20 protein-coding genes, 3 tRNA genes and 1 pseudogene are annotated in these 21360 nt (G+C 60.4%); 12 read left to right on the forward strand and 12 right to left on the reverse strand.

Going from position 1 to position 21360, the window contains the following annotated elements:
• Positions 1 to 108: 108 nt before the first annotated feature.
• Positions 109 to 333, reverse strand: a complete 225-nt coding sequence (locus PQR02_RS35710) for an SWIM zinc finger family protein (protein ID WP_408242601.1) — start codon at positions 331 to 333, stop codon at positions 109 to 111.
• A 12-nt stretch (positions 334 to 345) separates the two neighbouring features.
• Here PQR02_RS35710 and PQR02_RS35715 point away from each other — a divergent pair.
• A pseudogene (locus tag PQR02_RS35715) lies at positions 346 to 598 on the forward strand (aromatic acid/H+ symport family MFS transporter); the annotation flags it as partial.
• 121 nt (positions 599 to 719) lie between these two features.
• Here PQR02_RS35715 and PQR02_RS35720 read toward each other — a convergent pair.
• Complete coding sequence (locus PQR02_RS35720; RefSeq protein ID WP_408242602.1) at positions 720 to 920, reverse strand: hypothetical protein; 201 nt, start codon at positions 918 to 920, stop codon at positions 720 to 722.
• 670 nt (positions 921 to 1590) lie between these two features.
• Here PQR02_RS35720 and PQR02_RS35725 point away from each other — a divergent pair.
• Together PQR02_RS35725 and PQR02_RS35730 are read left to right on the forward strand one after the other, a co-directional pair.
• Entirely contained in the window at positions 1591 to 1740 is a 150-nt protein-coding gene (locus tag PQR02_RS35725; RefSeq protein ID WP_042321669.1) for a hypothetical protein, read from the forward strand.
• A gap of 302 nt (positions 1741 to 2042) precedes the next feature.
• A complete protein-coding gene (locus PQR02_RS35730) occupies positions 2043 to 2639 on the forward strand; it encodes a chorismate mutase (protein ID WP_408242603.1) in 597 nt (198 codons plus the stop codon).
• Positions 2640 to 2729: 90 nt separating this feature from the next.
• Here the strand turns inward: PQR02_RS35730 and PQR02_RS35735 are convergent, their stop codons facing one another.
• Positions 2730 to 3881, reverse strand: a complete 1152-nt coding sequence (locus PQR02_RS35735) for an exonuclease domain-containing protein (protein ID WP_408242604.1) — start codon at positions 3879 to 3881, stop codon at positions 2730 to 2732.
• A 344-nt stretch (positions 3882 to 4225) separates the two neighbouring features.
• Entirely contained in the window at positions 4226 to 4429 is a 204-nt protein-coding gene (locus PQR02_RS35740) for a cold-shock protein (RefSeq protein WP_408242605.1), read from the reverse strand.
• Between the two features lie 293 nt (positions 4430 to 4722).
• Here PQR02_RS35740 and PQR02_RS35745 point away from each other — a divergent pair, with 293 nt between their 5' ends.
• Both PQR02_RS35745 and PQR02_RS35750 read left to right on the forward strand, forming a co-directional pair.
• The gene (locus tag PQR02_RS35745; RefSeq protein ID WP_408242606.1) at positions 4723 to 5073 is read left to right on the forward strand and encodes a hypothetical protein; all 351 of its coding nucleotides are present in this window, start codon (positions 4723 to 4725) and stop codon (positions 5071 to 5073) included.
• Between the two features lie 529 nt (positions 5074 to 5602).
• Positions 5603 to 6751 (forward strand): porin, encoded by a 1149-nt coding sequence (locus PQR02_RS35750; RefSeq protein WP_408242607.1) that lies wholly within the window; start codon positions 5603 to 5605, stop codon positions 6749 to 6751.
• Positions 6752 to 6926: 175 nt separating this feature from the next.
• Here the strand turns inward: PQR02_RS35750 and greB are convergent, their stop codons facing one another.
• Positions 6927 to 7496: a transcription elongation factor GreB gene (greB, locus tag PQR02_RS35755; protein WP_408242608.1), complete on the reverse strand. Its 570-nt coding sequence runs from the start codon at positions 7494 to 7496 to the stop codon at positions 6927 to 6929.
• A 120-nt stretch (positions 7497 to 7616) separates the two neighbouring features.
• Here greB and PQR02_RS35760 point away from each other — a divergent pair.
• Both PQR02_RS35760 and PQR02_RS35765 read left to right on the forward strand, forming a co-directional pair.
• A tRNA-Arg gene (locus PQR02_RS35760) sits at positions 7617 to 7693 on the forward strand.
• Between the two features lie 78 nt (positions 7694 to 7771).
• A tRNA-Arg gene (locus PQR02_RS35765) sits at positions 7772 to 7848 on the forward strand.
• Positions 7849 to 7938: 90 nt separating this feature from the next.
• On the opposite strand, the gene PQR02_RS35770 is transcribed toward PQR02_RS35765, so the two are convergent.
• The 5 genes from PQR02_RS35770 to PQR02_RS35790 all read right to left on the reverse strand — a co-directional run bounded on the left by PQR02_RS35770 (position 7939) and on the right by PQR02_RS35790 (position 12918).
• Entirely contained in the window at positions 7939 to 8427 is a 489-nt protein-coding gene (locus PQR02_RS35770) for a phage protein NinX family protein (protein ID WP_408242609.1), read from the reverse strand.
• Between the two features lie 133 nt (positions 8428 to 8560).
• Positions 8561 to 10921, reverse strand: a complete 2361-nt coding sequence (locus tag PQR02_RS35775; protein WP_408242610.1) for a RelA/SpoT family protein — start codon at positions 10919 to 10921, stop codon at positions 8561 to 8563.
• A gap of 110 nt (positions 10922 to 11031) precedes the next feature.
• On the reverse strand, positions 11032 to 11235 hold the full coding sequence (gene rpoZ, locus PQR02_RS35780) for a DNA-directed RNA polymerase subunit omega (RefSeq protein WP_006025620.1): 204 nt from the start codon (positions 11233 to 11235) through the stop codon (positions 11032 to 11034).
• 60 nt (positions 11236 to 11295) lie between these two features.
• On the reverse strand, positions 11296 to 11976 hold the full coding sequence (gmk, locus tag PQR02_RS35785; RefSeq protein WP_408242611.1) for a guanylate kinase: 681 nt from the start codon (positions 11974 to 11976) through the stop codon (positions 11296 to 11298).
• 18 nt (positions 11977 to 11994) lie between these two features.
• The gene (locus PQR02_RS35790; protein ID WP_408242612.1) at positions 11995 to 12918 is read right to left on the reverse strand and encodes a YicC/YloC family endoribonuclease; all 924 of its coding nucleotides are present in this window, start codon (positions 12916 to 12918) and stop codon (positions 11995 to 11997) included.
• A gap of 312 nt (positions 12919 to 13230) precedes the next feature.
• On the opposite strand from PQR02_RS35790, the gene rph reads away from it, so the two are divergent.
• From rph to PQR02_RS35815, 5 genes are all read left to right on the forward strand, one after another.
• Positions 13231 to 13971, forward strand: coding sequence for a ribonuclease PH (gene rph / locus PQR02_RS35795; RefSeq protein WP_408242613.1), 741 nt, complete (start codon positions 13231 to 13233; stop codon positions 13969 to 13971).
• A complete protein-coding gene (gene rdgB / locus PQR02_RS35800) occupies positions 13964 to 14626 on the forward strand; it encodes an RdgB/HAM1 family non-canonical purine NTP pyrophosphatase (RefSeq protein WP_408242614.1) in 663 nt (220 codons plus the stop codon). The genes rph and rdgB overlap by 8 nt, the downstream gene beginning before the upstream one ends.
• Positions 14623 to 15852, forward strand: a complete 1230-nt coding sequence (hemW, locus tag PQR02_RS35805) for a radical SAM family heme chaperone HemW (RefSeq protein WP_408242615.1) — start codon at positions 14623 to 14625, stop codon at positions 15850 to 15852. Before rdgB ends, hemW begins: the two co-directional genes overlap by 4 nt.
• 55 nt (positions 15853 to 15907) lie before the next feature.
• Positions 15908 to 15997, forward strand: a tRNA-Ser gene (locus PQR02_RS35810).
• A gap of 73 nt (positions 15998 to 16070) precedes the next feature.
• Positions 16071 to 17876, forward strand: a complete 1806-nt coding sequence (locus PQR02_RS35815; RefSeq protein ID WP_408242616.1) for a DUF6538 domain-containing protein — start codon at positions 16071 to 16073, stop codon at positions 17874 to 17876.
• Positions 17877 to 17892: 16 nt separating this feature from the next.
• On the opposite strand, the gene PQR02_RS35820 is transcribed toward PQR02_RS35815, so the two are convergent.
• Both PQR02_RS35820 and PQR02_RS35825 read right to left on the reverse strand, forming a co-directional pair.
• Complete coding sequence (locus tag PQR02_RS35820; protein ID WP_408242617.1) at positions 17893 to 19617, reverse strand: hypothetical protein; 1725 nt, start codon at positions 19615 to 19617, stop codon at positions 17893 to 17895.
• The coding region (locus PQR02_RS35825; RefSeq protein WP_408242618.1) for a hypothetical protein at positions 19614 to 21360 on the reverse strand (1747 nt) is incomplete at its 5' end. The genes PQR02_RS35825 and PQR02_RS35820, both read right to left, overlap by 4 nt.

Genomic DNA, 21360 nt, shown 5'->3' on the forward strand with positions numbered 1-21360 from the left:
TCCCTGCTTTACCGGTCTTGAGAAGCTGGACAAGTTCCGATTGCAGCAGTTTGGCCGTCGAGTGTTTCTCCCACCGTGTGGCCAGGTCAGTGAAGCGGCGATAGATCTTTACGCCAAGCTCTTCATGACTCGGGAATCCCGAAGCCCACCCGCGAGAACACTCAATTTCTCCAGGTCGTCGGCTACCATGCCATCCACGACGCCCTGTAACAGGTGCATACGGTGCTTGCAATACAGCCCATTCTGTCCGGCCGTGCAGGTGCAGAATGCCCATACTTCGGAGTGTTTTCGTTTGAATGTCACGCGGTGAGGCTCTGGTGAAGAGCCCTCCACCTCGAAGACAACAATGCGCTTGCCGCGACTTACTACCCGACGGCACTACGGTCAACGGGCATTGGCTGGAGGTCTCGGCGTCGGCCGGATCGGCTCGGTGGTTGGTCCGGTGCCGGGTGGCGCATTGATGCACCTGCAGTGGTCGGCGTGCCTTGCATTCACCTGTCGATGCGTGGAGGCGCGCATGCGCATGGGGTCACGCGCGCTTTCCAGTAAGCGCCGACTGCGCAGCGCATATTTGCAGGGGTACTTTGTCAGCAGCTGAGCCCAGTCCGTTGGACTGGGCTTTTGTTCTCTGATGCCGATGGATCGATCCTCAGACAAATGGGTCGCGCCTCACCTACATCGGCAACCACGCTCAACTACTGAGCAGGCGTCGGCCCCGCTCAACCATGAAAGCCCGAGCGGTCGTATGACGGCATCATGACGAGATTGCGGGCCACGACGGAATCGTCGACAGCCGGCTGCTCCGCCCGGGGCGCGCCGTAGGCATCGATCGCTTCGTACGGTGCAGACGTGAACCACGAGATCCTGCCCGCGCATTCGATTCCGACCTGACGACCGTTCCAGTAGACAGCGTTTTCCATAGAGCACTCTTCGATTGGCGACACCTGATATCCTCCGCGCCGGCTCTCACGCGTCCGTACGCAATCGCACGACACGCATCAGATAACTGATGCAAGCATGGGCGGCAATTGCTGCGATGACGAAATCACGATCGGCACATGGCTTGGCGCCGAGTTCAAACCCGCCGTGACATTTTCGACTGCAAGCTGTCGGCGATAAGCTGATTCGTCGATTCGCGAAAAACTTTTTTAAAACACGCTCTTGTCCGTCAACGAAATTGTGAAATCGATCGTTTAGAGAACATTAGCCGCGGCGAGTACATTCTGAACGACCAGGTAATTAACGAACGTTCATTCACATTTCAGGGAGTGCTTTCCGTGCGGCAGCGCACAAATATCCCAAGGATTCATTAAAATCAGAAATGGATTAAGCGTTTGATAAAAGCAGGATGCGCCGGACGGGCCAAGCGCAGGTGGGACAAGGCAGGAATGGAATGACGAAAAGGCGGAACCGATTTGATCCGCAGCGCCGGGGCAAAACGGTGTGCAGCTGCAGACAATAAATTTTATTCAAACACTCTGTTCAAGTGTTGGCTTGTGCCGTTAAAGCAACAGAGAACGCGAGACGCGCATTAGACACTGTGCCAAACGGGGACCGAGGCAGATAATCAGTTCGCAAAGGAGAAAGATCATGGATGCCAAACCAACGAAGATTCCGACCCCGGATAAGGTTTTCTGCCCGGATCCGGAACCCGCTGGCGTCGAGTTTCTGGGTGCCGAGCTACCTGAACACGTTCGCGCCTTTTTCGACGAACAACGCAAGTCGTGCGATTCGAAGTAATTGTGCGGTGGCGCGACGCAGCATGGACCCGCGTGCGTAATGCGCACGGCGATGCATGACACGTGCATGCGGCCCGTTATTCGCGATTCGATCGCTGGATGACGCAGGATTAGTTCGTCTGATTCCATCCGCGCGCTTGCGTACACGGCACGGCGTGTTTGCGTGCGCCCGTCTCTTTAGCACGGACCACCAAAATCTGTCGGGCGAGGCCCTTGATTAGCGCGAGACACCGCCCTTCTGGCTGGGGCATCATTTATTCTTCTGGTTTTTCCTCAGCGGCCGCCCGGCGACGCTCACTTCCCATGAATCGTTCGTATCGCCTTGGCGCGTCATGCGCACTCGCGTTAGCCGCGTGGCTCGCACTCGTCCCCGCCCCCGCCGTCGCCGATGGCGACGACACGGCGCTCACCAATCTGATCTCGCTGGTTTCGCAGCGCCTCGCCCTTGCCGAGCCGGTTGCGCGCTGGAAGTGGGCCAATCACCAGGCGATTACCGATACACCGCGCGAGAACGCGCTACTGGCCGAGGTGGAAAAGCGCGCTGCGGCCGCGAACGTGGACCCGGCTTTCGCCCGCGCCTTCTTCCGGGATCAGATCGATGCGAGCAAGGACGTGCAAAACGCGCTGTTCGCCACCTGGCGCAGCACGCAGCCGCCGCAAGGGCCCGCGCCCGACCTCGCAACCAGCACCCGGCCTCAGCTCGACCGGCTGACGCAATCGCTCGTGGCCGGTCTTGCGCGCGTGCAACCACTGCGCACGGCGGATGACTGTCCGTCGCGCGTCGCGCAATCGCTTGCCAATTGGAAATCGCTGACCCGTTATGACTCGACCCGCTCGAGCGCGCTGACTCGCGCGCTGGGTCACGTGTGCGAAACGGGCGGCGTGGGTGCGACCGGTTGATCAGTCCGATGCAATAGAACGCGGGCGGCTGACAGCCCGTACCTGCTTTCAGCCGCGGATGAACGACTCAAGCCTCGCGCACGACGCCCATCAAGCGAGACTCGACACAGGTGTGTCCTTCGATACGTTCAACGGCAGTACGCGCAGGCCGCGTGCAAGGTGACTTTGCAGGAGGCGATAAGTCGACAGCTCGAACGGCCCCACGACGCTGGACGCATACAACTCGGCCGCCTGCGCAAGCGAGGCCGCGTGTCCGACGTAACGCCAACGGTCGACCACGTGAAAAGCCTGCGCCTGCGATGCCTCCTCTCGCTCCTCGAAGACGACCGGCCCCTCGAACGGCCAAGGGGCGTCCGCCGGATCGCTCTTGGTGACCCGGGGCACGCGATTATGACCGGGGCGCAACGTCGCGATCCACTGCGCTTCGGCCAACATCGCGCCCAGTTCGCCCCCGGTCGCGCGCCACTCGACCCGCCGCACCTGCTGCGCAAGCCGCATATCCTTCGATGAGCGGCGCTCGCCGGTCAGATGCGAGCGTAAGCGCTGACGCACGCGCACGCTTCGTCCGACGTATAGCGGCAAATCACTTTCGCCATAAAAGGCATAGACGCCGCAACCGGCTGGCGCGGAATCGAGCAGATCTTCCGTGATATCACCAGCGAGCCGGTAGCGGCGCGTGGTGCGCTCGATCTGCGTGCGCAGCACGTCGAGCGGCACGAGGCCATGCAGGCGCTGCCAGAACTGCCAGATCAGATCGGCGTCGGCGAGCGCGCGATGGCGCTCGGAAGGCACGAGCGCGTGACGTTCGACCAGCGCATCGAGCCCGTGACGCTTCTCAGCCGGAAACAACGCGCGCGACAGACGCACCGTGCACAGCACATCTGGATCGAACGCGATACCGGCCCCGCGGAACTCGCCGCGCAGAAAGCCACGGTCGAAACTGGCGTTGTGCGCGACGAACAGTTTGCCGTTCAGCCGCTCGAACAACGCCGGCGCGATCGCGTCAAAAGTCGGCGCCCCGCGCACCATGGCGTTCGTGATCCCGGTGAGTTGCTGGATGAACGACGGAATCGGCTGCTGCGGGTCGATCAGACTACTCCAGCGCGACACGCCGCCCGGCCCTACTTCGACGACGCCGACCTCGGTAATGCGGTGCTCGCTGGTGGAACCGCCGGTGGTTTCGAGGTCGACGAAAACGATCGGGACATCCAGGGCCGGTTCCGACAAAAACTGTTCAGACATGGAAAGAGATTACTTTGGACGTGTGGCTTTGCGGCAAGTATGCACCAGATGACCGCCGCGCACCCGAATCGCATCACATAAGCCCGGCTGGGTTGCCGCCCGCGGAACGTATTTTCCGCGCGAGCCGCGAATTCGAGCACAGGCCAGACGCATTGTATTTTTTTGGGCCGCGCCAATTTGAATCGACAGAGAATTCGGCCAACCCTCTGTCGTTTCAACTAATTTATTTTAACCATGTAGTTAATCGATATCCCACCGAGGAAAAACTTGCCAGGGGCAACAAAAAAGCCCTCGCATTCAGACGAGGGCTTTTTGCCACAAGCGGCCGGCGGCGCGCTGCAGGCTTACAGCGGTTGAATGTTCGCCTCCTGCTTGCCCTTCGGGCCCGCTTTCACGTCGAAGGAGACGCGCTGCTTTTCCTTCAGCGACTTGAAGCCTTCCGCGCGAATCTCCGAAAAGTGGGCAAACAGATCGTCGCCACCGGAATCCGAAGTGATGAAGCCAAAACCTTTAGCATCGTTGAACCATTTGACGACACCAGTTTCCATTTTTCAGTTTCCCTCGATGGTTTATTCAGAAGGGGCATTGGCCCTCACGTTGAATAACACTGCTATCTCGTGGCCAGAAACGGCAGTTGGAATTCAACCTTGCTGTTATACGGGGAGCGAAGAATTGTCGTCAAGAAAATTTTTCGTATACGCCCAGCGCGTCTGCCCAAAACACGAACGCCGTTTCCTTGTACATTTATTTATTAACTACAGAAGAAAGTAATAGGTCAATATTACTTAAGCAGTGCCGCAACACGCCCAAAGGAGGGAATTTTTTCAGCAGACAGTCTTGAATGAATGTAACAGAATCTGTTTTTCGTAAGTGTTTGTCCGAGTTGTTGCCGCGCATTCACGGCCGCATGATCGAAACCAGTGGTGAGAATGCGTATCAGGAGGTTGTCATGTTGCTCAACGAAATCCGTCGCCTCGTCCTGCGGCTCACCCATTCGCACACAAAGGCCGCTTCCGAGCCTCGCGTGCCGCCTACAGCCGACTCTTTAGGGTTCGATGTGATGTGGCACGGGGATCATTGGCAAAATCTGCTTTCGTGCCCCATGGATGCTCGCCATTACGTGATGGAAGACTGGAGCGTGTCGGCGACGCCCGATTGGAATGATGTGGATGACGCAGCGCCCGCGCACTAGCAACCCAGCGGATCGCCGTTCAGCACGAAAAAAAAGCGCGACGGGGAGGTCGCGCCGACAAAGGTTTGGAGATCTTTTTCGACAACGAAAAAGTCTGCTTCGGAAAGCAGAAATTCAAGTATAGCGGCTCAATCCGTTTCTATTATTTACACAATTAACAATCACTTATTGCGGCAACAACAACAAACCTCGTCTTGCTACTTCCTCGTTGTTTTTTTGCATCGTTTACTGTCGCAAATCAGCAACGCAAATTTAATCAAGCCCTTCTCTCAGTCTCTTAATAAACCCCAGAGCCTTTATTCATAAGGCTCACAGGGTGCTGGCCCATCGTTTCCGAAAGCGTAATACTTTATTGCGAAAATCGGAACGCCCACTCCGCGGACTGTCTCTCTACACTCTGCCTAACCGGAAACCAGCGCGCGTTTTTGCTCAGCGCGCTTCTCACACGGATCCCGCCTCTCGCAGCGTCCCGCGTGAAGGTCTCCCAAGCCAGGGTTTTAAATATTCCTCTCGCTCTCGGAGTTACAAAATGAAGAAGACAGTTTTGGTCGCGGCCCTCACGGGCGTTTTTGCAACCGCTGCGCATGCGCAAAGCAGCGTGACGCTGTATGGCCTGATCGACGCCGGCATTACTTACACCAACAATCAGCACGGTCATAGCAACTGGCAGATGACGAGCGGCTCGGTAAACGGCAGCCGGTTCGGCCTGCGTGGCGCGGAAGATCTGGGCGGCGGGTTGAAGGCTATCTTCACGTTGGAAAACGGCTTCGGCATTAATGACGGTACGCTCAAGCAGAATAGCCGTCTGTTCGGCCGGCAGGCTTTCGTCGGTCTGTCGAGCGAGCAGTTCGGCGCGGTAACCCTCGGTCGTCAATATGACAGCATGGTCGATTACGTCGGCCCGCTGGCGCTGACCGGCACGCAATACGGCGGCACGCAGTTCGCACACCCGTTCGACAACGACAACCTGAACAACTCGTTCCGTGTCAACAACTCGGTCAAGTTCCAGAGCGCGAACTACGGCGGCTTCAAGTTCGGCGCGTTGTACGGCTTCTCGAACCAGGCTGCCGGCTTCGCCAACAACCGTGCTTACAGTGCGGGCGCGTCGTACAACTGGGGCGGCTTGAATGTGGCCGCTGCTTACATGCAGTTGAACAGCAATGGCGCGAACAGCGCCGCCGCTGCGTTCAACTCGGGCGGCGCTGTTTCGGGCGACAACACCTTCTTCGCTGCCCGTCAGCAAACGTGGGGTGCAGGTGCGAACTACGCGTTCGGCCCGGCAACAGTCGGTCTCGTGTACTCGCAAACGAACCTGCACGGCCTCGCTGGCATCAGCCAAGGTTCGTCGGGCGTCGTGGGCGGCATCGCCTTCCCGACCAACAGCGCTCAGTTCCAGAACTTCGAAGCCAATGCCCGTTACGCTCTGACGCCGGCCATCAGCATCGCCGGCGCCTACACGTACACCCGCGCGAACCTGTCCAGCTCGCATGTGCATTGGAACCAGTTCAACCTGCAAACCGCGTATGCATTGTCCAAGCGTACCGACGTGTACCTGCAAGGTGTATATCAGGAAGCCAACGAAGGCGCGATCGTCGACGCCAGCATCAATGGCCTTGGCGCAGCATCGAGCAACAACAAGCAGGTCGCTGTGACCGCAGGTCTGCGTCACCGCTTCTAAGCATTCAAAGCTGCGCTGTACTCGTAGTATCGAAGGGCGCCGTTCGCGGCGCCTTTTTTTATGCCACGCCGATCGTGTCGAGAGATCTGAACAGGAAACCCAACGGCAAGCTCGATCTGAGGCGCAGGCTGTTGACAGAAGCAAGCGCTCACGTTGATCGTTCCGTATCGCGCGCCTAGCCGCCCGTATCGGGCGCCGGGTATTTGACGTCGAGTATATCGATCGGCTGTGGGCCGACAGGGGTATACAACGTGACCGTATCGCCGATTTTCGCTTTGAGCAGCGCGCGCGCAACCGGCGAAATCCAGCTCACGTGACCGATATCCAGATCGACTTCGTCGATGCCGACGATCGTCACCGTATGCACCTCGCCATCTTCCGTCGCATATTCGACGGTCGCGCCGAAGAAAACCTGATCGATGTTCTCCTGTTTGCTGCTATCGACGACTTCAGCGAGGTCGAGACGCTTGGTGAGAAAGCGGATTCGCCGGTCGATCTCACGCAAGCGGCGCTTGCCATAGATGTAGTCGCCATTTTCCGAGCGATCGCCGTTCGACGCCGCCCACGACACCAGCCTAACCACTTCGGGCCGCTCGACATCGATCAGATTCAGCAGTTCATCGCGCATGCGCCGGTAGCCGGCGGGCGTGATGTAGTTTTTGGTACCCGCGGGGACTTCCGGCTGGGCGACGTCGAGGTCGTCGTCGTTCTCTTCACCCGACTCTTTGACAAAGGCCTTGTTCATGATGGTCCAGTAACTGCAGCAAGGAACTGCCTCTCAAGGGTACACGATCCGGCGCATCAGACAAATCGCTTTACACGCTTCCCTTTTCCAAATCCTTTGGCTATAATCTCGTTTCTGTGTGCGGCTGTAGCTCAGTTGGATAGAGTACTTGGCTACGAACCAAGGGGTCGTGGGTTCGAATCCTGCCAGCCGCACCAATTATTCGAGGGCTTCCCTCTGGGAAGCTCTCACGTTTTACCCGGTTTCATTGCAGTAGGCATCATCCGTTTAAGCGTGCGGCTGTAGCTCAGTTGGATAGAGTACTTGGCTACGAACCAAGGGGTCGTGGGTTCGAATCCTGCCAGCCGCACCACCTATGAAGGGCCTTCCAATCGGAAGGCCCTTTGGTTTTTGTCCGGCGCTTTTTGCGCAAAGCGCCTCAACCCTTCGGTGACATCACCCGTTATCGCGGTGGCGACTGAATATCCCCGATCCGCCCATCCGGGATCGGCACGTCCTCGACCACGCCTCCCGCCGTTTGCTCGCCGATCACGGCGGCCCGCGCGCCGGTCAATGCCTGCGGCTCGCGCAGCACTTCGTCCACGCTATCGCCGAAGTGGCTTGCGACGAAGGCCCGCAGCAGCGCGACGCGCAACGAGTCTCCCCGACCTTCCCCTGTCCGATGGCCGCCCTGAAACTCGGCGACACAGTGTGTCGTGCCCGCATCGGTGCGTTCACGCACCTCCAGCCGCTGTATGCGCTCCAGCACCTCGGCGGCCGCTTCCCAAGAGATGGCGGGCGTGAATCGCCCATCCCAAGGACGACCGCGGGCGTTACCGCGAATCGAGACGGTTTCTCCGCTGTCAGTGAAATAGATTTCGCGCACGAAGTCGTGCAGGCTGCGGGCCACCCAATAATCGAGCGCCACGCCGTCGAGGTCGGCTACGTTCATCAGCGTTCTCCCTGAGATTCGACTGAGACTCGGATGAGACTCGCCTGCCGGCCGCATGTTCAGCTTTGAGCAAATGACGGCAGGGTTCTCCGAACTCGCCGACGCAAATTCTGAGCCGTACAATCAGCGCCGATCAGTAGTCCGCGCGCTCGCGATCGATTCGCATGCCGCCTTCGTGACGGTGATGCCCTTCTTCGCTCGGCCGTTCGCGCGCAATGCGCATGACGTCCGGGTTCGTGCGCACCCGGCGCATGACGTTGGCCAGATGGACGCGATCGCTGACCTGGATCACGAAGCGCAGGACCGTGGATTCCTGCGACAGGTCTTCGTCCATCGCGATGTGGACGATGTTCGCATCCGCTGACGTGATGTCGGCCGCCACGCGGGCAAACACGCCCTTGGTATTCTTGACCAGCACCTTGACCGCGACGTCGAACAGACGACCCGGCTGCGGCGCCCACGCGACGTCGATCCAGCGGCCCGGATCGCGGCGATGGATTCGCTGCGCGACGCGGCAATCGGTGGTGTGGATGGCCATGCCGAGGCCGATGCCGATATAGCCCATGATGTCGTCGCCCGGAATCGGACGGCAGCAGGCGGACAGTTGCACCGACATGCCTTCGGTGCCCGTGATGACCACCGGCGGCGCATGCGGCGTCGAACCGGACTCGGAGCGCGAGCCGTCGTCGTCGGCGTCGCGGCCGCTCATCAGCACTTCGATACGCTTGGCCATGACCGCCGCGACACGCCGGCCGAGGCCGATGTCCGCGAAAATTTCCTGACGGTTCTTGTTGCCCGTCCACTGCACGAGCTTTTCCCACGCTTCCGGCGTCACATCCGACAGCGCCAGTCCATAACCCTTCAACGCCTGGTCCACCAGCCGCTCGCCGAGCTGCACGGATTCGTTCAGACGCATCGTCTTCAGATAATGGCGGATCGCGGAACGCGCCTTGCCGCTGCGCACGAAACCCAGCCACGCCGGATTGGGCTTCGAGTACGGCGCAGTGATCACTTCGACGATATCGCCGCTCTTCAACTCGGTCCGCAGCGGCAGCAATTCATTGTTGATCTTCACGGCGACGCACTGATTGCCCAGGTCGCTGTGGATCGAGTACGCGAAGTCGAGGGCGGTGGCGCCGCGCGGCAGCGCCATGATCTTCGACTTCGGCGTAAAGACATAGACCGCATCCGGGAACAAATCGATCTTGACGTGTTCGAGGAACTCGCTCGAGTCGCCTGCTTCGCTCTGAATGTCGAGCAGCGACTTCAGCCACTGGTGCGCGCGCATTTGCACATCGTTCAGGTCCGCGCTGCCGTTCTTGTACAGCCAGTGCGCGGCCACGCCCGCTTCGGCGATCTCGTGCATCTTGCGCGTGCGGACCTGAAACTCGATCGGCGCACCGAACGGGCCGACTAGCGTGGTGTGCAGCGATTGATAGCCGTTCACCTTCGGGATTGCGATGTAGTCCTTGAACTTGCCCGGCACAGGCTTATACAACGCGTGCAGCGCGCCGATGCAGGTGTAGCACTCCAGCGCGCTCTCGACCACCACGCGAAAGCCATACACGTCGAGCACCTGCGAGAACGACAACTGCTTGTCGCGCATCTTCTTGTAGATGCTGAAGATGGTCTTTTCGCGGCCGGTGACTTCGGCGTCGATCTTCGCGTCGGCAATGCCGCGCTGCACCGACTCCAGAATCTTGCCGACGACTTCGCGCCGGTTGCCGCGCGCCGCCTTGACGGCTTTTTCGAGAGTGGCGTACCGGTGCGGATTGAAATTTGCGAAGCTCAGGTCCTGCAGCTCGCGATAGGTATTGTTCAGGCCGAGCCGGTGCGCGATGGGCGCATAGATATCCAGCGTCTCGCGCGCCACGCGACGGCGTTTTTCCGGGGGCACCGCGCCGAGCGTGCGCATGTTGTGCAGCCGGTCGGCGAGCTTGACCAGAATCACGCGGACGTCGCGCGCCATCGCGAGCAGCATCTTGCGGAAGTTTTCCGCCTGCGCCTCTTCGCGATTGCGGAATTCCATCTTGTCCAACTTCGACAAACCATCGACCAGTTCCGCGACCTTCGCGCCGAAACGCTCGGCGAGTTCGGCCTTGGTCACGCCTTGGTCTTCCATCACGTCATGCAGCAGCGCCGCCATAATGGCCTGGGCGTCGAGATTCCAGCCTGCGCAGATTTCCGCGACGGCGACCGGATGCGTAATGTAAGGCTCGCCACTCTGGCGGTACTGGCCAAGGTGGGCTTCGTCGCTGAAATGGAAGGCGGCCTTGATGTCCTTGATCTCGTCCGGCTGCAGATAGCCGGACAAGACGGACGTCAATTTGGCGATGGAGACTACGTCGTGCCGGCGCGGCTGCTCCGGCGTGGCGGTCGGTCCGAACAGATGGCGGAACGACTGTTCGAGGACCGCGTCGATGTACTTCCGTGCAGACGAGGGCGAGTCGGCGTCGTGGTCCACTTCCGTGGCGGTGGGCGGGGTAGCACTCATGGTCGCCTCCGTAGCGGTTCAGGGTTGGACGCCGGTCTACACGTTGATGCAATCAGGTGTGGCAAATACGTGGCAAATCACGTGGCAAATCGAAAACGGAACAGTGCGCCTTAAACCGGCACCTTCTTCAGCATTTCGACGCCGACCTGGCCGGCTGCGATTTCGCGCAGTGCGACGACGGTAGGCTTATCGCGGCTTTCGATCTTCGGCGTGTGGCCTTGAGCGAGCTGACGCGCGCGATAGGTTGCGGCAAGCGCGAGTTCGAAACGGTTCGGGATCTGTTTGAGGCAGTCTTCGACGGTAATGCGGGCCATGTTGGGTTCCTTCTCAGTATGTTGCTTATTCTACCTTATGTGCTCGGCACAACGCCGCGCTCACGCGTGCGGTAGGTGAATGCCGAGCTGCACGAAAAGCTGCGTGTGACGGGCGTACTGCGACGCGAAGCGCGAGCGCGTGGCGGCGACGAGGCACTGCAGTTCGCTGAGCGCGCGATCGAAGTTCTCGTTGATCACGACGTACTCCGCTTCGGCCGCGTGCGCCATCTCGCTGCCGGCCGCCAGCAGGCGGCGCGTGATCACGTTCGGCTCGTCCTGGCCGCGCTTTTTCAGACGCTCTTCGAGCGCTTCGAGCGAAGGCGGCAAGATGAAAATCTCGACCGCGTTGTCAAACTGCTTCTTCACCTGCTGCGCGCCCTGCCAATCGATTTCGAGCAGCACGTCATGGCCGCTCTTCATCTGCTCCTCGATCCACACGCGCGACGTGCCGTAGTAGTTGCCATGCACTTCCGCGCTTTCCAGAAACTCGCCCTGGTCGTGACGCTGCATGAAGTCGTCGACGCTGGTGAAGTGATAGTGCTCGCCGTCCTGTTCCTTCGGGCGCGGCGGGCGCGTCGTGTACGAGATCGACAGACGGATCGCGTCATCGCCAGCGAGCAGCGCGTTCACGAGCGTCGACTTGCCCGCCCCCGAAGGCGCGACGACCATGAACAGATTGCCGGGATAAGCACCGGCGTAAGGGTTGCGCGGTGCGCCGGTTTCGCGTTTGTGATCGATCATGTTGAGGGTGCTCCCGCCTTATTCCAGATTCTGCACTTGCTCGCGCATCTGTTCGATGAGCAGTTTCAGGGTCATCGACGAATCCGCCAGTTCCTTCGCGGCCGCCTTCGAGCCGAGCGTGTTCGCTTCGCGGTTCAGTTCCTGCATCATGAAGTCGAGCCGCTTGCCGACCTTGCCGCCCTTCTCGATCACGTGACGCGTTTCGTTCAGGTGAGCCGTGAGGCGCGACAGTTCTTCGGCGATGTCGATACGGATGCCGTACATCGTCACTTCCTGGCGAATCCGTTCGTTGATCTCTTCGCGCGAGACGATGGTCGCGGCCGTATCCGGCGCGGCGATGCCGAGCGCTTCCTGCAAACGTTCGACGATCTTCTGTTGATGTTTGGCAATCAGTTCCGGCACGAGCGGCGTGATCTTCGTGACGATCGCTTCCATCTCGGTGACGTTGGCGAGCAGCATCGTGGCGAGTTGCGCGCCTTCGCGGGCACGCACGTCGATCAGGTCGGCGATCGCCTGCTTGCCGCACGCGAGCACCGCGTCACGCAGTGCTTCCGGCGCCACGCCGCTTTCGGCCAGCACGCCCGGCCAGCGCAAAATTTCGCCGGTGCGCAGACGCCCCGCTTCCGGGAACGTGGACAGCACCGTGCGCTCGAGCAGCGCGAGCTGGGTCAGCGCGTCGCGACTGATCGCGCCCGCATTGGCGGACTGCTCGCTGCGCTGCAGGTTGATGCGGATATCCACCTTGCCGCGCGACAGCTTGTTCACCAGCATTTCGCGCAGCGTCGGTTCGCAGACGCGCACGTCTTCCGGCATACGGAAGTTCAGATCGAGAAAGCGCGAGTTCACCGTGCGCAGTTCCACCGACACACTCACACCACCGGTGCCTGATGCCGCCACGAGTTCGCGCGTGGCGCTCGCATAGCCAGTCATGCTGTAGATCATCGTATTTCTCGCGATTGCGGCCATGCGTTGGACGCTGGCCTGAGAGGCAGATCGCCCGGCGTGTACGAGACGCGGGGCGGGGAACCGGCATTATCCCATTTTTGGCGGCGACATCCGCCGGCAGCGAGCGTGGATGCGGGCAAGCGCGCAGTTGCCCAGTATCGCGGATCGTCATTCAGCGCGAAGCGTCCGCGTTGCATTGCCACTCGTGGTCGACCCGGCCGTTCAATGGCAAGGCGTGCGAGTGACCGCCCTACCCGATCGGCGGTAAAATCGCGCTTTCCCTCCGCATTTCTTCCACACCAACCCCAAATGATCAACGACACCCAACGCCCCAGCGGCCGCCAGGCCAATCAGCTGCGCGACGTGCGCATCACGCGCCACTATACGAAGCACGCGGAGGGCTCGGTGCTGGTCGAATTCGGCGACACCAAAGTCATCTGCACCGCGAGCATCGCCGAGAGCGTGCCGTCGTTTCTGCGCGACCGCGGTCAGGGCTGGCTCACCGCCGAATACGGGATGCTGCCGCGCGCCACGCATACCCGCAGCGACCGCGAAGCGGCGCGCGGCAAGCAGACCGGCCGCACCCAGGAAATCCAGCGGCTGATCGGCCGCGCGCTGCGCTCGGTGTTCGATCTCGAGAAGCTCGGCGCGCGCACGCTGCACATCGATTGCGACGTGATCCAGGCCGACGGCGGCACGCGCACGGCCAGCATCACCGGCGCGTTCGTGGCCGCGCACGACGCGGTGGCGAAGCTGCTCGCCACCGGCCGCATCGAAACCTCGCCGATCAACGACTACGTCGCCGCGATCTCGGTCGGCGTGTACGACGGCCTGCCGGTGCTCGACCTCGACTACGACGAGGACTCGCAATGCGACACCGACATGAACGTGGTCATGACGGGCGCGGGCGGCTTCGTCGAAGTCCAGGGCACCGCCGAGGGCGTGCCCTTCTCGCGCGACGAAATGAACGCGCTGCTCGATCTGGCAAGCGACGGCATCAACACGCTGATCGCGAAACAGAAAGCAGCGCTGGAGCAAAAAAGTGAATGAGGTTCGTGAAGGCAACGGCGCAAGCGCGCCGTTGAATGCATCGTTGAAGACGCCGTTGACAAAAGTGGTGCTGGCGTCGAACAACGCGGGCAAGCTGCGCGAGTTCGCGGCGCTGCTCGGCGCCGCCGGCATCGAGCTGATTGCGCAAGGCGAGCTGAACGTGCCCGAGGCGCAAGAGCCGCATCCGACTTTCGTCGAAAACGCGCTGACCAAGGCGCGCCATGCGGCAAAACTCACCGGCCTGCCCGCGCTCGCCGACGACTCCGGCCTGTGCGTGCGCGCGTTGCGCGGCGCGCCCGGCGTGTATTCGGCGCGCTACGCGCAACTCGCCGGCGGCGAGAAGAGCGACGCGGCGAATAACGCACGCCTCGTTGCCGCGCTGCAAGGCGAAAGCGATCGACGCGGCTATTACTACTGTGTGCTGGCCCTTGTGCGTCATGCGGACGATCCCGAACCGCTGATCGCCGAAGGCCGCTGGCATGGCGAAATCCTCGACGCGCCGCGTGGCGCACATGGATTCGGCTACGACCCGTACTTCTTTTTGCCGTCGCTGAACGCGAGCGCCGCGGAACTGGAGCCGGCGGTGAAAAACGCCAGCAGTCATCGTGCGATCGCGCTGCGGCAACTGCTCGCGCGCCTGACGGAGGAAGCGTGATTCCGATCAAGCCCGCGCCTGCCGAAATTGGCAGCGGCGTCATCAAGGCGTTCACGTCGCCGGGCAGCATTCGCCTGACGTCGCTGCCGCCTTTGGCGCTGTACGTGCATTTTCCGTGGTGCGTGCGCAAGTGTCCGTATTGCGACTTCAACTCGCACGAGTGGAAAGGCGACGCGTTCCCCGAGAACGACTATCTCGACGCATTGCGTGCCGATCTCGAGATGGCGTTGCCGTTGATCTGGGGCCGCCAGGTGCATACGGTGTTCATCGGCGGCGGCACGCCCAGCCTGTTGTCAGCGGCTGGACTCGACCGCATGCTGTCGGACATACGCGCGCTGCTGCCGCTCGACGCCGACGCCGAGATCACGCTCGAAGCCAACCCCGGCACGTTCGAAGCCGACAAGTTCGCGCAGTTTCGCGCGAGCGGCGTGAACCGGTTGTCGGTGGGCATCCAGAGTTTCAATGAAGCACATCTGCAGGCGCTCGGCCGGATTCACGACGCAGCGCAAGCGCGCCACGCGGTCGAAGTCGCCGCCACCACGTTCGGCAACTTCAACCTCGACCTGATGTTCGCGCTGCCGCGTCAGACGCTGGCCGAATGCCAGGCCGATGTGGAGACGGCGTTGTCGTTCACTCCGCCGCATCTGTCGCTGTATCACCTGACGCTCGAACCGAACACGCTGTTTGCGAAATTCCCGCCCGCGTTGCCCGACGACGATGCGTCCGCCGACATGCAGGACTGGATTCACGAGCGCACGACGGCGGCCGGCTACACGCGCTACGAGGTGTCGGCGTATGCGCAGCCGCATCGGCAGAGCAGGCACAATCTGAACTACTGGCGCTTCGGCGACTATCTCGGCATCGGCGCAGGCGCGCATACGAAGCTGTCGTTTCCAAATCGCGTGCTGCGCCAGGCGCGCTACAAACATCCGACTACCTTCATCGAGCGGGCATTGGCCGGCACGGCGGTGCAGGAAGAGCACGAAGTCGGACCGCGCGACCTGCCATTCGAATTCATGCTGAACGCGCTGCGACTGGTGGAAGGCTTTCCGGTGCATCGGTTCGTCGAGCGCACGGGGCTGTCGATGACTTCGATCGAACCGGCATTGCAGGAGGCCGAACGGCGCAAGCTGATTACGCGCGACCACGAAAAGATTGCGCCGACGCCGCTTGGCCAGGCGTTTCTTAACGATTTGCAAGCGCTGTTTCTTAAAGATCCGCAGTGATTGCCAATCGACTGAACGCCGCGGCGAAGATTTTTCGGGTTACAATTCGCGGCTTGGAGGTGTGGCCGAGTGGTTTAAGGCACCGGTCTTGAAAACCGGCGAAGGAGCAATCTTTCCGTGAGTTCGAATCTCACCGCCTCCGCCACATCCTCCCAGGACGTTGATTTTTCGTATAATCCTTTCCCTTCAACAGGTTAAGGATATCAGGTGTGCCGGTAATGTGTGCCACTCAACGAAAAAAAGACGCCTCCGTGTCGGTCACTCTTATCCCCCATCCCGGCGGCCGCAGCCGCAACTGGTACGTCGACATTTTTGTCCCGGCCTCATTGCAGGACGTCGCCGGCACCGACCGTGTCCGACGCAGCACGCGCACCGCCGACCGCGTGAAAGCGCTCGCTGAGGGCGCTCGCATCGAGGCTGAACTGCGGGCCAGCTGGCTGCAACTGTCCGACGCGCGGCAACGTTACGAGACGGACGCCGAAGAACTCATCCTGACGACCGACGCCGTCAGGCGGCTGGCCGCCGCCCGTCTCGCGGCATGGAAACTGACGGAGCGGTTCGAGCGCGAAGACTCGGGCATGGATGACGCTCTTCTGGAAGAGGTCGAAGCATTCTGCCAGTTCTCGGACCGGGAAATGCGCAGCGTGCTGGCGCAAGGGCAAGCCGGAAGCGCATGGGAGAACGCGGTCAACGGGCTTCTGGACTTCGTGGAAACGGTCGGTTTCATCGTTCGGCCGGACGACCCGCTATTTCCCGAGCTGGTCCGGCAACTCGCCAAGGCGGACAAAACAGCACAGGCGGTCATCGCACTTCGCAACCAGGGCGAAGACGCCCCGTTTCCGCAGCCCGACCTGCCCGGCGCGACGCTGTCCGAGATGATTCTCCCGTACGAAGCACATCGCAAGGGTGTCGTCGTCCCGAAGTCAGTCTCGAAAAGCGTGTCGGTCTGGAAACGCCTCATTCAGTTCATCGGCGATGTGCCGCTTGAGGAATTGAGCGCAAGCGATATCTATCGGTTTCTCGAAGACCGCCTTCACACCAAAGACCAACCCTGGTCACAAGGATATGTCGATGGCTTTGTGCAGCGAACCCTGCGCGAGATGTTCGCGCTCGCGCGCACACAGGGTCACATGCACGCGGACAATCCCATGAATCACCTCGAGACCACGCCGAAAATCTCGAAGCAGGAGGAGAAGGCGCGGAAGAAGCCCCGGAAGCCGTTCACGGTCGAGCAGGTCAACACGGTCTTTGCGTCGGACTGGTACGACCCGGATGCCACACACTGGACCGGAAAAATGTCATCGGACCTGGCCGGTCGCTACTGGGGCCCGCTCATTTCCACCTGCCACGGCGTGCGGGTGCGCGAGGTCGTCCAGCTCGTCGACTCGGATTTCACCTTTACAGGCGATGTCCTGCTCATGACGTTCCAGACCGCGCTGCCGGATAACGAGGTCACCCGAAAACTGCCGCCTCGAACGCTGAAAAACGCCGCCGTCGGTCGGACCCTTCCGGTCCATCCAAAGCTCCTCGAACTGGGTCTCGGCGATTTCATCCGCGAGATGCAGGCACGGCATCTGCCGGGCACGCCCCTTTTTCCCTCCGCAGTGCCGGAACCTGGCGGCAAGGCCCCGCTGTGGGGGCGCTCATATGAAGAAGCGTTCCTGCGACATGTCCGCGACCGCCTCGGCTTTGGAAGCGGGTTTGGAAACCACAGTTTTCGCCATCAGCACGAGGACCGTGTGCGGGATGCGCAGGTCAACAATGGGACGTGGCCTGCGGGCCTGGGTGAGTTCATCAGCGGCCGGCGACTGCCGCGCGACGCCGACCGCGACATCTTTCGTCAGCTGAGCAGCGCCATTGACTATGGCGACGGCTTCATTGCAGCGCACGTCCAGCGCTTTGTTGCGCAGATTGACTTCGAAGGCGTCGTTTTTCCCCCGCCTTACGCGCAATGGCTTGCCCGCAGGACGCAAAGACCGCGCCTATGGTTCTCGACAGACCGCGTTTTGCCGACCGAACCTTGAATCATGGAGCAGACCTTCAGGTCACGAAGTCGCTGGGCGTTGGCCGGGAATGCGTGACGGCGTTTGCCAGTGCGAATGGGATGTCATGCGGTAACTGCAGTTTCCAGTGACGACTGGCAAGAAAAGCTATCCCCCCCAGGTTGAACCGAAACGCCTCGAAATCGCCCAGTAGAAGCATGTCGCCGGTATGTCCGGGCAGCACAGACGGCAGGTCGCTCATCGAGTCCGGAAGATGAATCGATGCACCAAACCCGCTTTGCGCCAGCCGCTCCGGCGAGTCCAGCAGACTTTCGTAATCCTTGTCGGCGAACCACACGTTCAGCGTTGTACCGTTAAAGCGCGGAAGCGCCTGCTCCCGAAGCACTTTGTACTCCTCCACGCAATCAAGCTCGTAACACCAGAAGGCGAGCGTCGGTACCAGCGTGGTGATGTGTAACAGGTCATCACGCATTGCCAGCTGACCATGCCTGATTGCCACAAGGTCGTCGAAAGAATCGCTGCTGAGCGGCGCGTATATGCGACTCTGCAGCGCGTTCACCAGCCTGTGTACGAGCCCATGTAGCCACTCCCTGGCCAATTCCGCTCGCCGGGTCATAACCAGCGCAGCCATGCCGCAGGAGATGTCAATCGCGTTGCGGTCGTAGCACGGAACAGTGGCGACCGTGTGCGTTTGCAGAAGTGCCACAAGCTTGCTGGCCAGGTCATCTCCAGCCATTGACAGCAGCGTGCCGTTCGGTACGTCGGCCATCAGCGTTAGCATCACACTCGACGCTCCCAGCCGGCCGATTTCCTCGAAGACGCGCTCCGCAACCAGGGAACTGTCTCGTAGCGCGATGCCAAATGCGCCCTGCGTCCGGTAGTAAGGCTCGAGCTTCGCGTGATACGCAGACACCACGACGAGGTAATGTGCGAGGAACTGCGTGAACAGCGGTCGAATCCACGCTTTATCTTTCCATTCATCCTGGTGGACAAAGGCCCATGCAGCAAGAAGTGTAAATTCAGCAGTAACATACGCGCCCTCCAGGTTGTTCGCCTGGCGTGCCCAACCAAACAGAATGGCATTAAACAGAGCAATTGCACGAAGATACCCCGTCACCTTCCTCTGTTGCGTCCTGTGGCTCCCGGTCGCAGTGCGCGCGGATTGCAGGAGGCGGCAAACAAGCTGTCGTGCGTGCTCAATCGAAGCTTCCGGTGTGTCTACATTTGAAAGCGCTCTTCGCATCAGACTGCGCAGCGCATCGGGAAGCACGCGCTCATCCAGCATGTGTTTGCCTGTCCAGTCCGCAAGCATCGCGCCGTTGACTTCCCCGGTCTCAACCAGATTCCGTTGCTGATATGCACGCAGGTATCCGGTGATTTCCTGCTGAACGGTTTGCCTGAATTCTCCGTTGGTAACAATGCAGACCTTCTTGGGCAAGTGCTGTCTGGAAGGGCTCAGGTTCGCCGAAAGATAGACGTCGACAACACTATCCAGGGTAGGACGAACTGACTGCTCACCCGAATTCCAGGCCGCGCGGTCGATATCGCCGCACTTGATTACCCAGACAAAGACCTTTTTCACCCCGCCGTCATCGTCCCGGCCGACGGTAACCAGGTCCCCTCCGCTCTGACGCGCGCCCTTCTGCGGTGAAGACAGCACGACATGTCCCATCGCAGTCAACAGAATCGGCAGGAACTTGTCGAGCTCGCCATCCTCTTTCATCGTGCTGAGGTATTCCTCAACCAGAATATCCAAACTCATTTGCTTCCACCTGAGACGTATGCGGTACGCGAAAGAAGCGCTTCCAGGGGATTGAGAACTTCCGAGCTGGGCAGTTCGAATTCGACAGACACCGTCTTCATTTCTGTCACGGTGGTACTGCCGTCAGGCATGCGAACAGCGAATCGTCGACCCTGCTTGATATACGCGCGCGATACCAGCTGCGCCATCACCGACTTCTCCTCGACCCTCCTGGAGATTTCGGCGTCGCGTCTCTGTCCCGCGAGGCGCAGTGTCATCCAGCGCTCGCGCGTCGGCGTGAGTTCTGGTAACACTGGAAGGCGCTGCAGGACTTCTCCCCAGTCGAGTACGTTCTTGAGCACCTCTTTTGTCGCGGTTCGAAATTTGCCTCGCGGCAAGCGCTGCGTGGCTACCTTCAGGAAATCGCGTATCTCGCCTGGATATTCGGCGCTGAGGTAGTTGCCGACAATCTCCAGAAAGGCTTCGTGCGCCCATGACTGGTTACCGTCATCGAGTGCAAGCTCAAGCAGGTAACCGGCGACCAGCGTCCCACTGTTCGATACCCCAAGAAGCCGGTGAACGGCGCGACGTCGTGCAGCCGGCGAAGCATTCCGGAATGCAGCAACATCAGCCCTTACTGTCTGACCGTGCGGAACTCCAAGCGTGAGTAAAGACTGCAGGGCCTCCTTCAGGAATACATCCTGAAGGAGCCATTTCGCTGCGACTGTCGACAGGACCTGCTCGTCGGCAACGATAGCGTACGATGGACCAGACCGTGCGTGACCGAAATCCCAGCCAATGTGGCCCGCAACGATGTTCAGCATCTCATATGCGATGGGACGGTGCCCGGCGCTGTACAGGTACGTTGCAAGATTGCTCTGGACTTCGCTGAGGTATTCCGCGTTCCGGACGGAAAAGTGCGTCAGCTCCAACAGCAATTCAACGATATCCGGTGTGAACGTGTCCGAACTCTTGAAACGTAACCAGCGAATGGCGGCGTGAAAAGCTTGTACGTTGCCGGCCTGAACGCATGCGCGGAGTTCCCCCAATGAGCTCGAGTCAAAGGATGCAAGGCGACAGAGAAAATTGAATCCCACCTCTGACCAGCGCTCTTCATTCTTCGCAACCTCGAACAGCGCCCGCAGGCCCGCCAGACAACCAGATTGCGCGAGGTACTTGCCGTCGAGCGAGGCCAGTGCGTACAAAGCGGCCGTAAAACAGTGTTCCCTGTCCTTTTGGGCGAGTGCAAGAAAATACGGGACGCACCGTTGCTTTTCCACCTGGGCGATGGCGATGGCAAGTACGGTAGCTGTACCTGTCTGAACGTCAGACCCGTTGAGCACGCGTTCCAGGCAGGTATAACCCAGCTTGACGTCGTGCGACAGTATCGACTGAACTTCACCACCGAGAAGCATGGGATGTCTGGAATCGTTAGCGCCGACGATGTTGAGCAACCGAATCAATGTGTCAGGCGCAACGCGTTGGCAGTGGCGGAGCACCGGAATCGCAAACGTTGCGATTTCCCCGAATGGCTGACCATCAGAAAACATCTGGGCGATGAGCTCGATGACAGGCAGACCATCGTCCTGCAGGGCAGCGGCGCTAGAGAACACCGCCGGCTTCGGGATATTCCTGTCCGCCATGTACTGCTGTCTCAGTTCGTCGAGAAAAGCTACAGAGCTATGCATCGCATCGCGTAATGCATTTTCTACCTCAACCTTTCGTGCCGGCATATCAGTCCCCGTATCAGCAGTGTTCCTAGAC

The sequence above is a fragment of the Paraburkholderia sediminicola genome (assembly GCF_046026895.1).
Taxonomy (GTDB): Bacteria; Pseudomonadota; Gammaproteobacteria; order Burkholderiales; family Burkholderiaceae; genus Paraburkholderia; species Paraburkholderia sediminicola_C.

Coding starts and splice junctions, on each gene's coding strand:
- PQR02_RS35720 (WP_408242602.1), bottom strand. CDS start 920: ATGGAAAACGCTGTCTACTGGAACGGTCGTCAGGTCGGAATCGAATGC.
- PQR02_RS35725 (WP_042321669.1), top strand. CDS start 1,591: ATGGATGCCAAACCAACGAAGATTCCGACCCCGGATAAGGTTTTCTGC.
- PQR02_RS35730 (WP_408242603.1), top strand. CDS start 2,043: ATGAATCGTTCGTATCGCCTTGGCGCGTCATGCGCACTCGCGTTAGCC.
- PQR02_RS35735 (WP_408242604.1), bottom strand. CDS start 3,881: ATGTCTGAACAGTTTTTGTCGGAACCGGCCCTGGATGTCCCGATCGTT.
- PQR02_RS35740 (WP_408242605.1), bottom strand. CDS start 4,429: ATGGAAACTGGTGTCGTCAAATGGTTCAACGATGCTAAAGGTTTTGGC.
- PQR02_RS35745 (WP_408242606.1), top strand. CDS start 4,723: ATGAATGTAACAGAATCTGTTTTTCGTAAGTGTTTGTCCGAGTTGTTG.
- PQR02_RS35750 (WP_408242607.1), top strand. CDS start 5,603: ATGAAGAAGACAGTTTTGGTCGCGGCCCTCACGGGCGTTTTTGCAACC.
- greB (WP_408242608.1), bottom strand. CDS start 7,496: ATGAACAAGGCCTTTGTCAAAGAGTCGGGTGAAGAGAACGACGACGAC.
- PQR02_RS35770 (WP_408242609.1), bottom strand. CDS start 8,427: ATGAACGTAGCCGACCTCGACGGCGTGGCGCTCGATTATTGGGTGGCC.
- PQR02_RS35775 (WP_408242610.1), bottom strand. CDS start 10,921: ATGAGTGCTACCCCGCCCACCGCCACGGAAGTGGACCACGACGCCGAC.
- rpoZ (WP_006025620.1), bottom strand. CDS start 11,235: ATGGCCCGCATTACCGTCGAAGACTGCCTCAAACAGATCCCGAACCGT.
- gmk (WP_408242611.1), bottom strand. CDS start 11,976: ATGATCGATCACAAACGCGAAACCGGCGCACCGCGCAACCCTTACGCC.
- PQR02_RS35790 (WP_408242612.1), bottom strand. CDS start 12,918: ATGATCTACAGCATGACTGGCTATGCGAGCGCCACGCGCGAACTCGTG.
- rph (WP_408242613.1), top strand. CDS start 13,231: ATGATCAACGACACCCAACGCCCCAGCGGCCGCCAGGCCAATCAGCTG.
- PQR02_RS35815 (WP_408242616.1), top strand. CDS start 16,071: ATGTGTGCCACTCAACGAAAAAAAGACGCCTCCGTGTCGGTCACTCTT.
- PQR02_RS35820 (WP_408242617.1), bottom strand. CDS start 19,617: ATGAGTTTGGATATTCTGGTTGAGGAATACCTCAGCACGATGAAAGAG.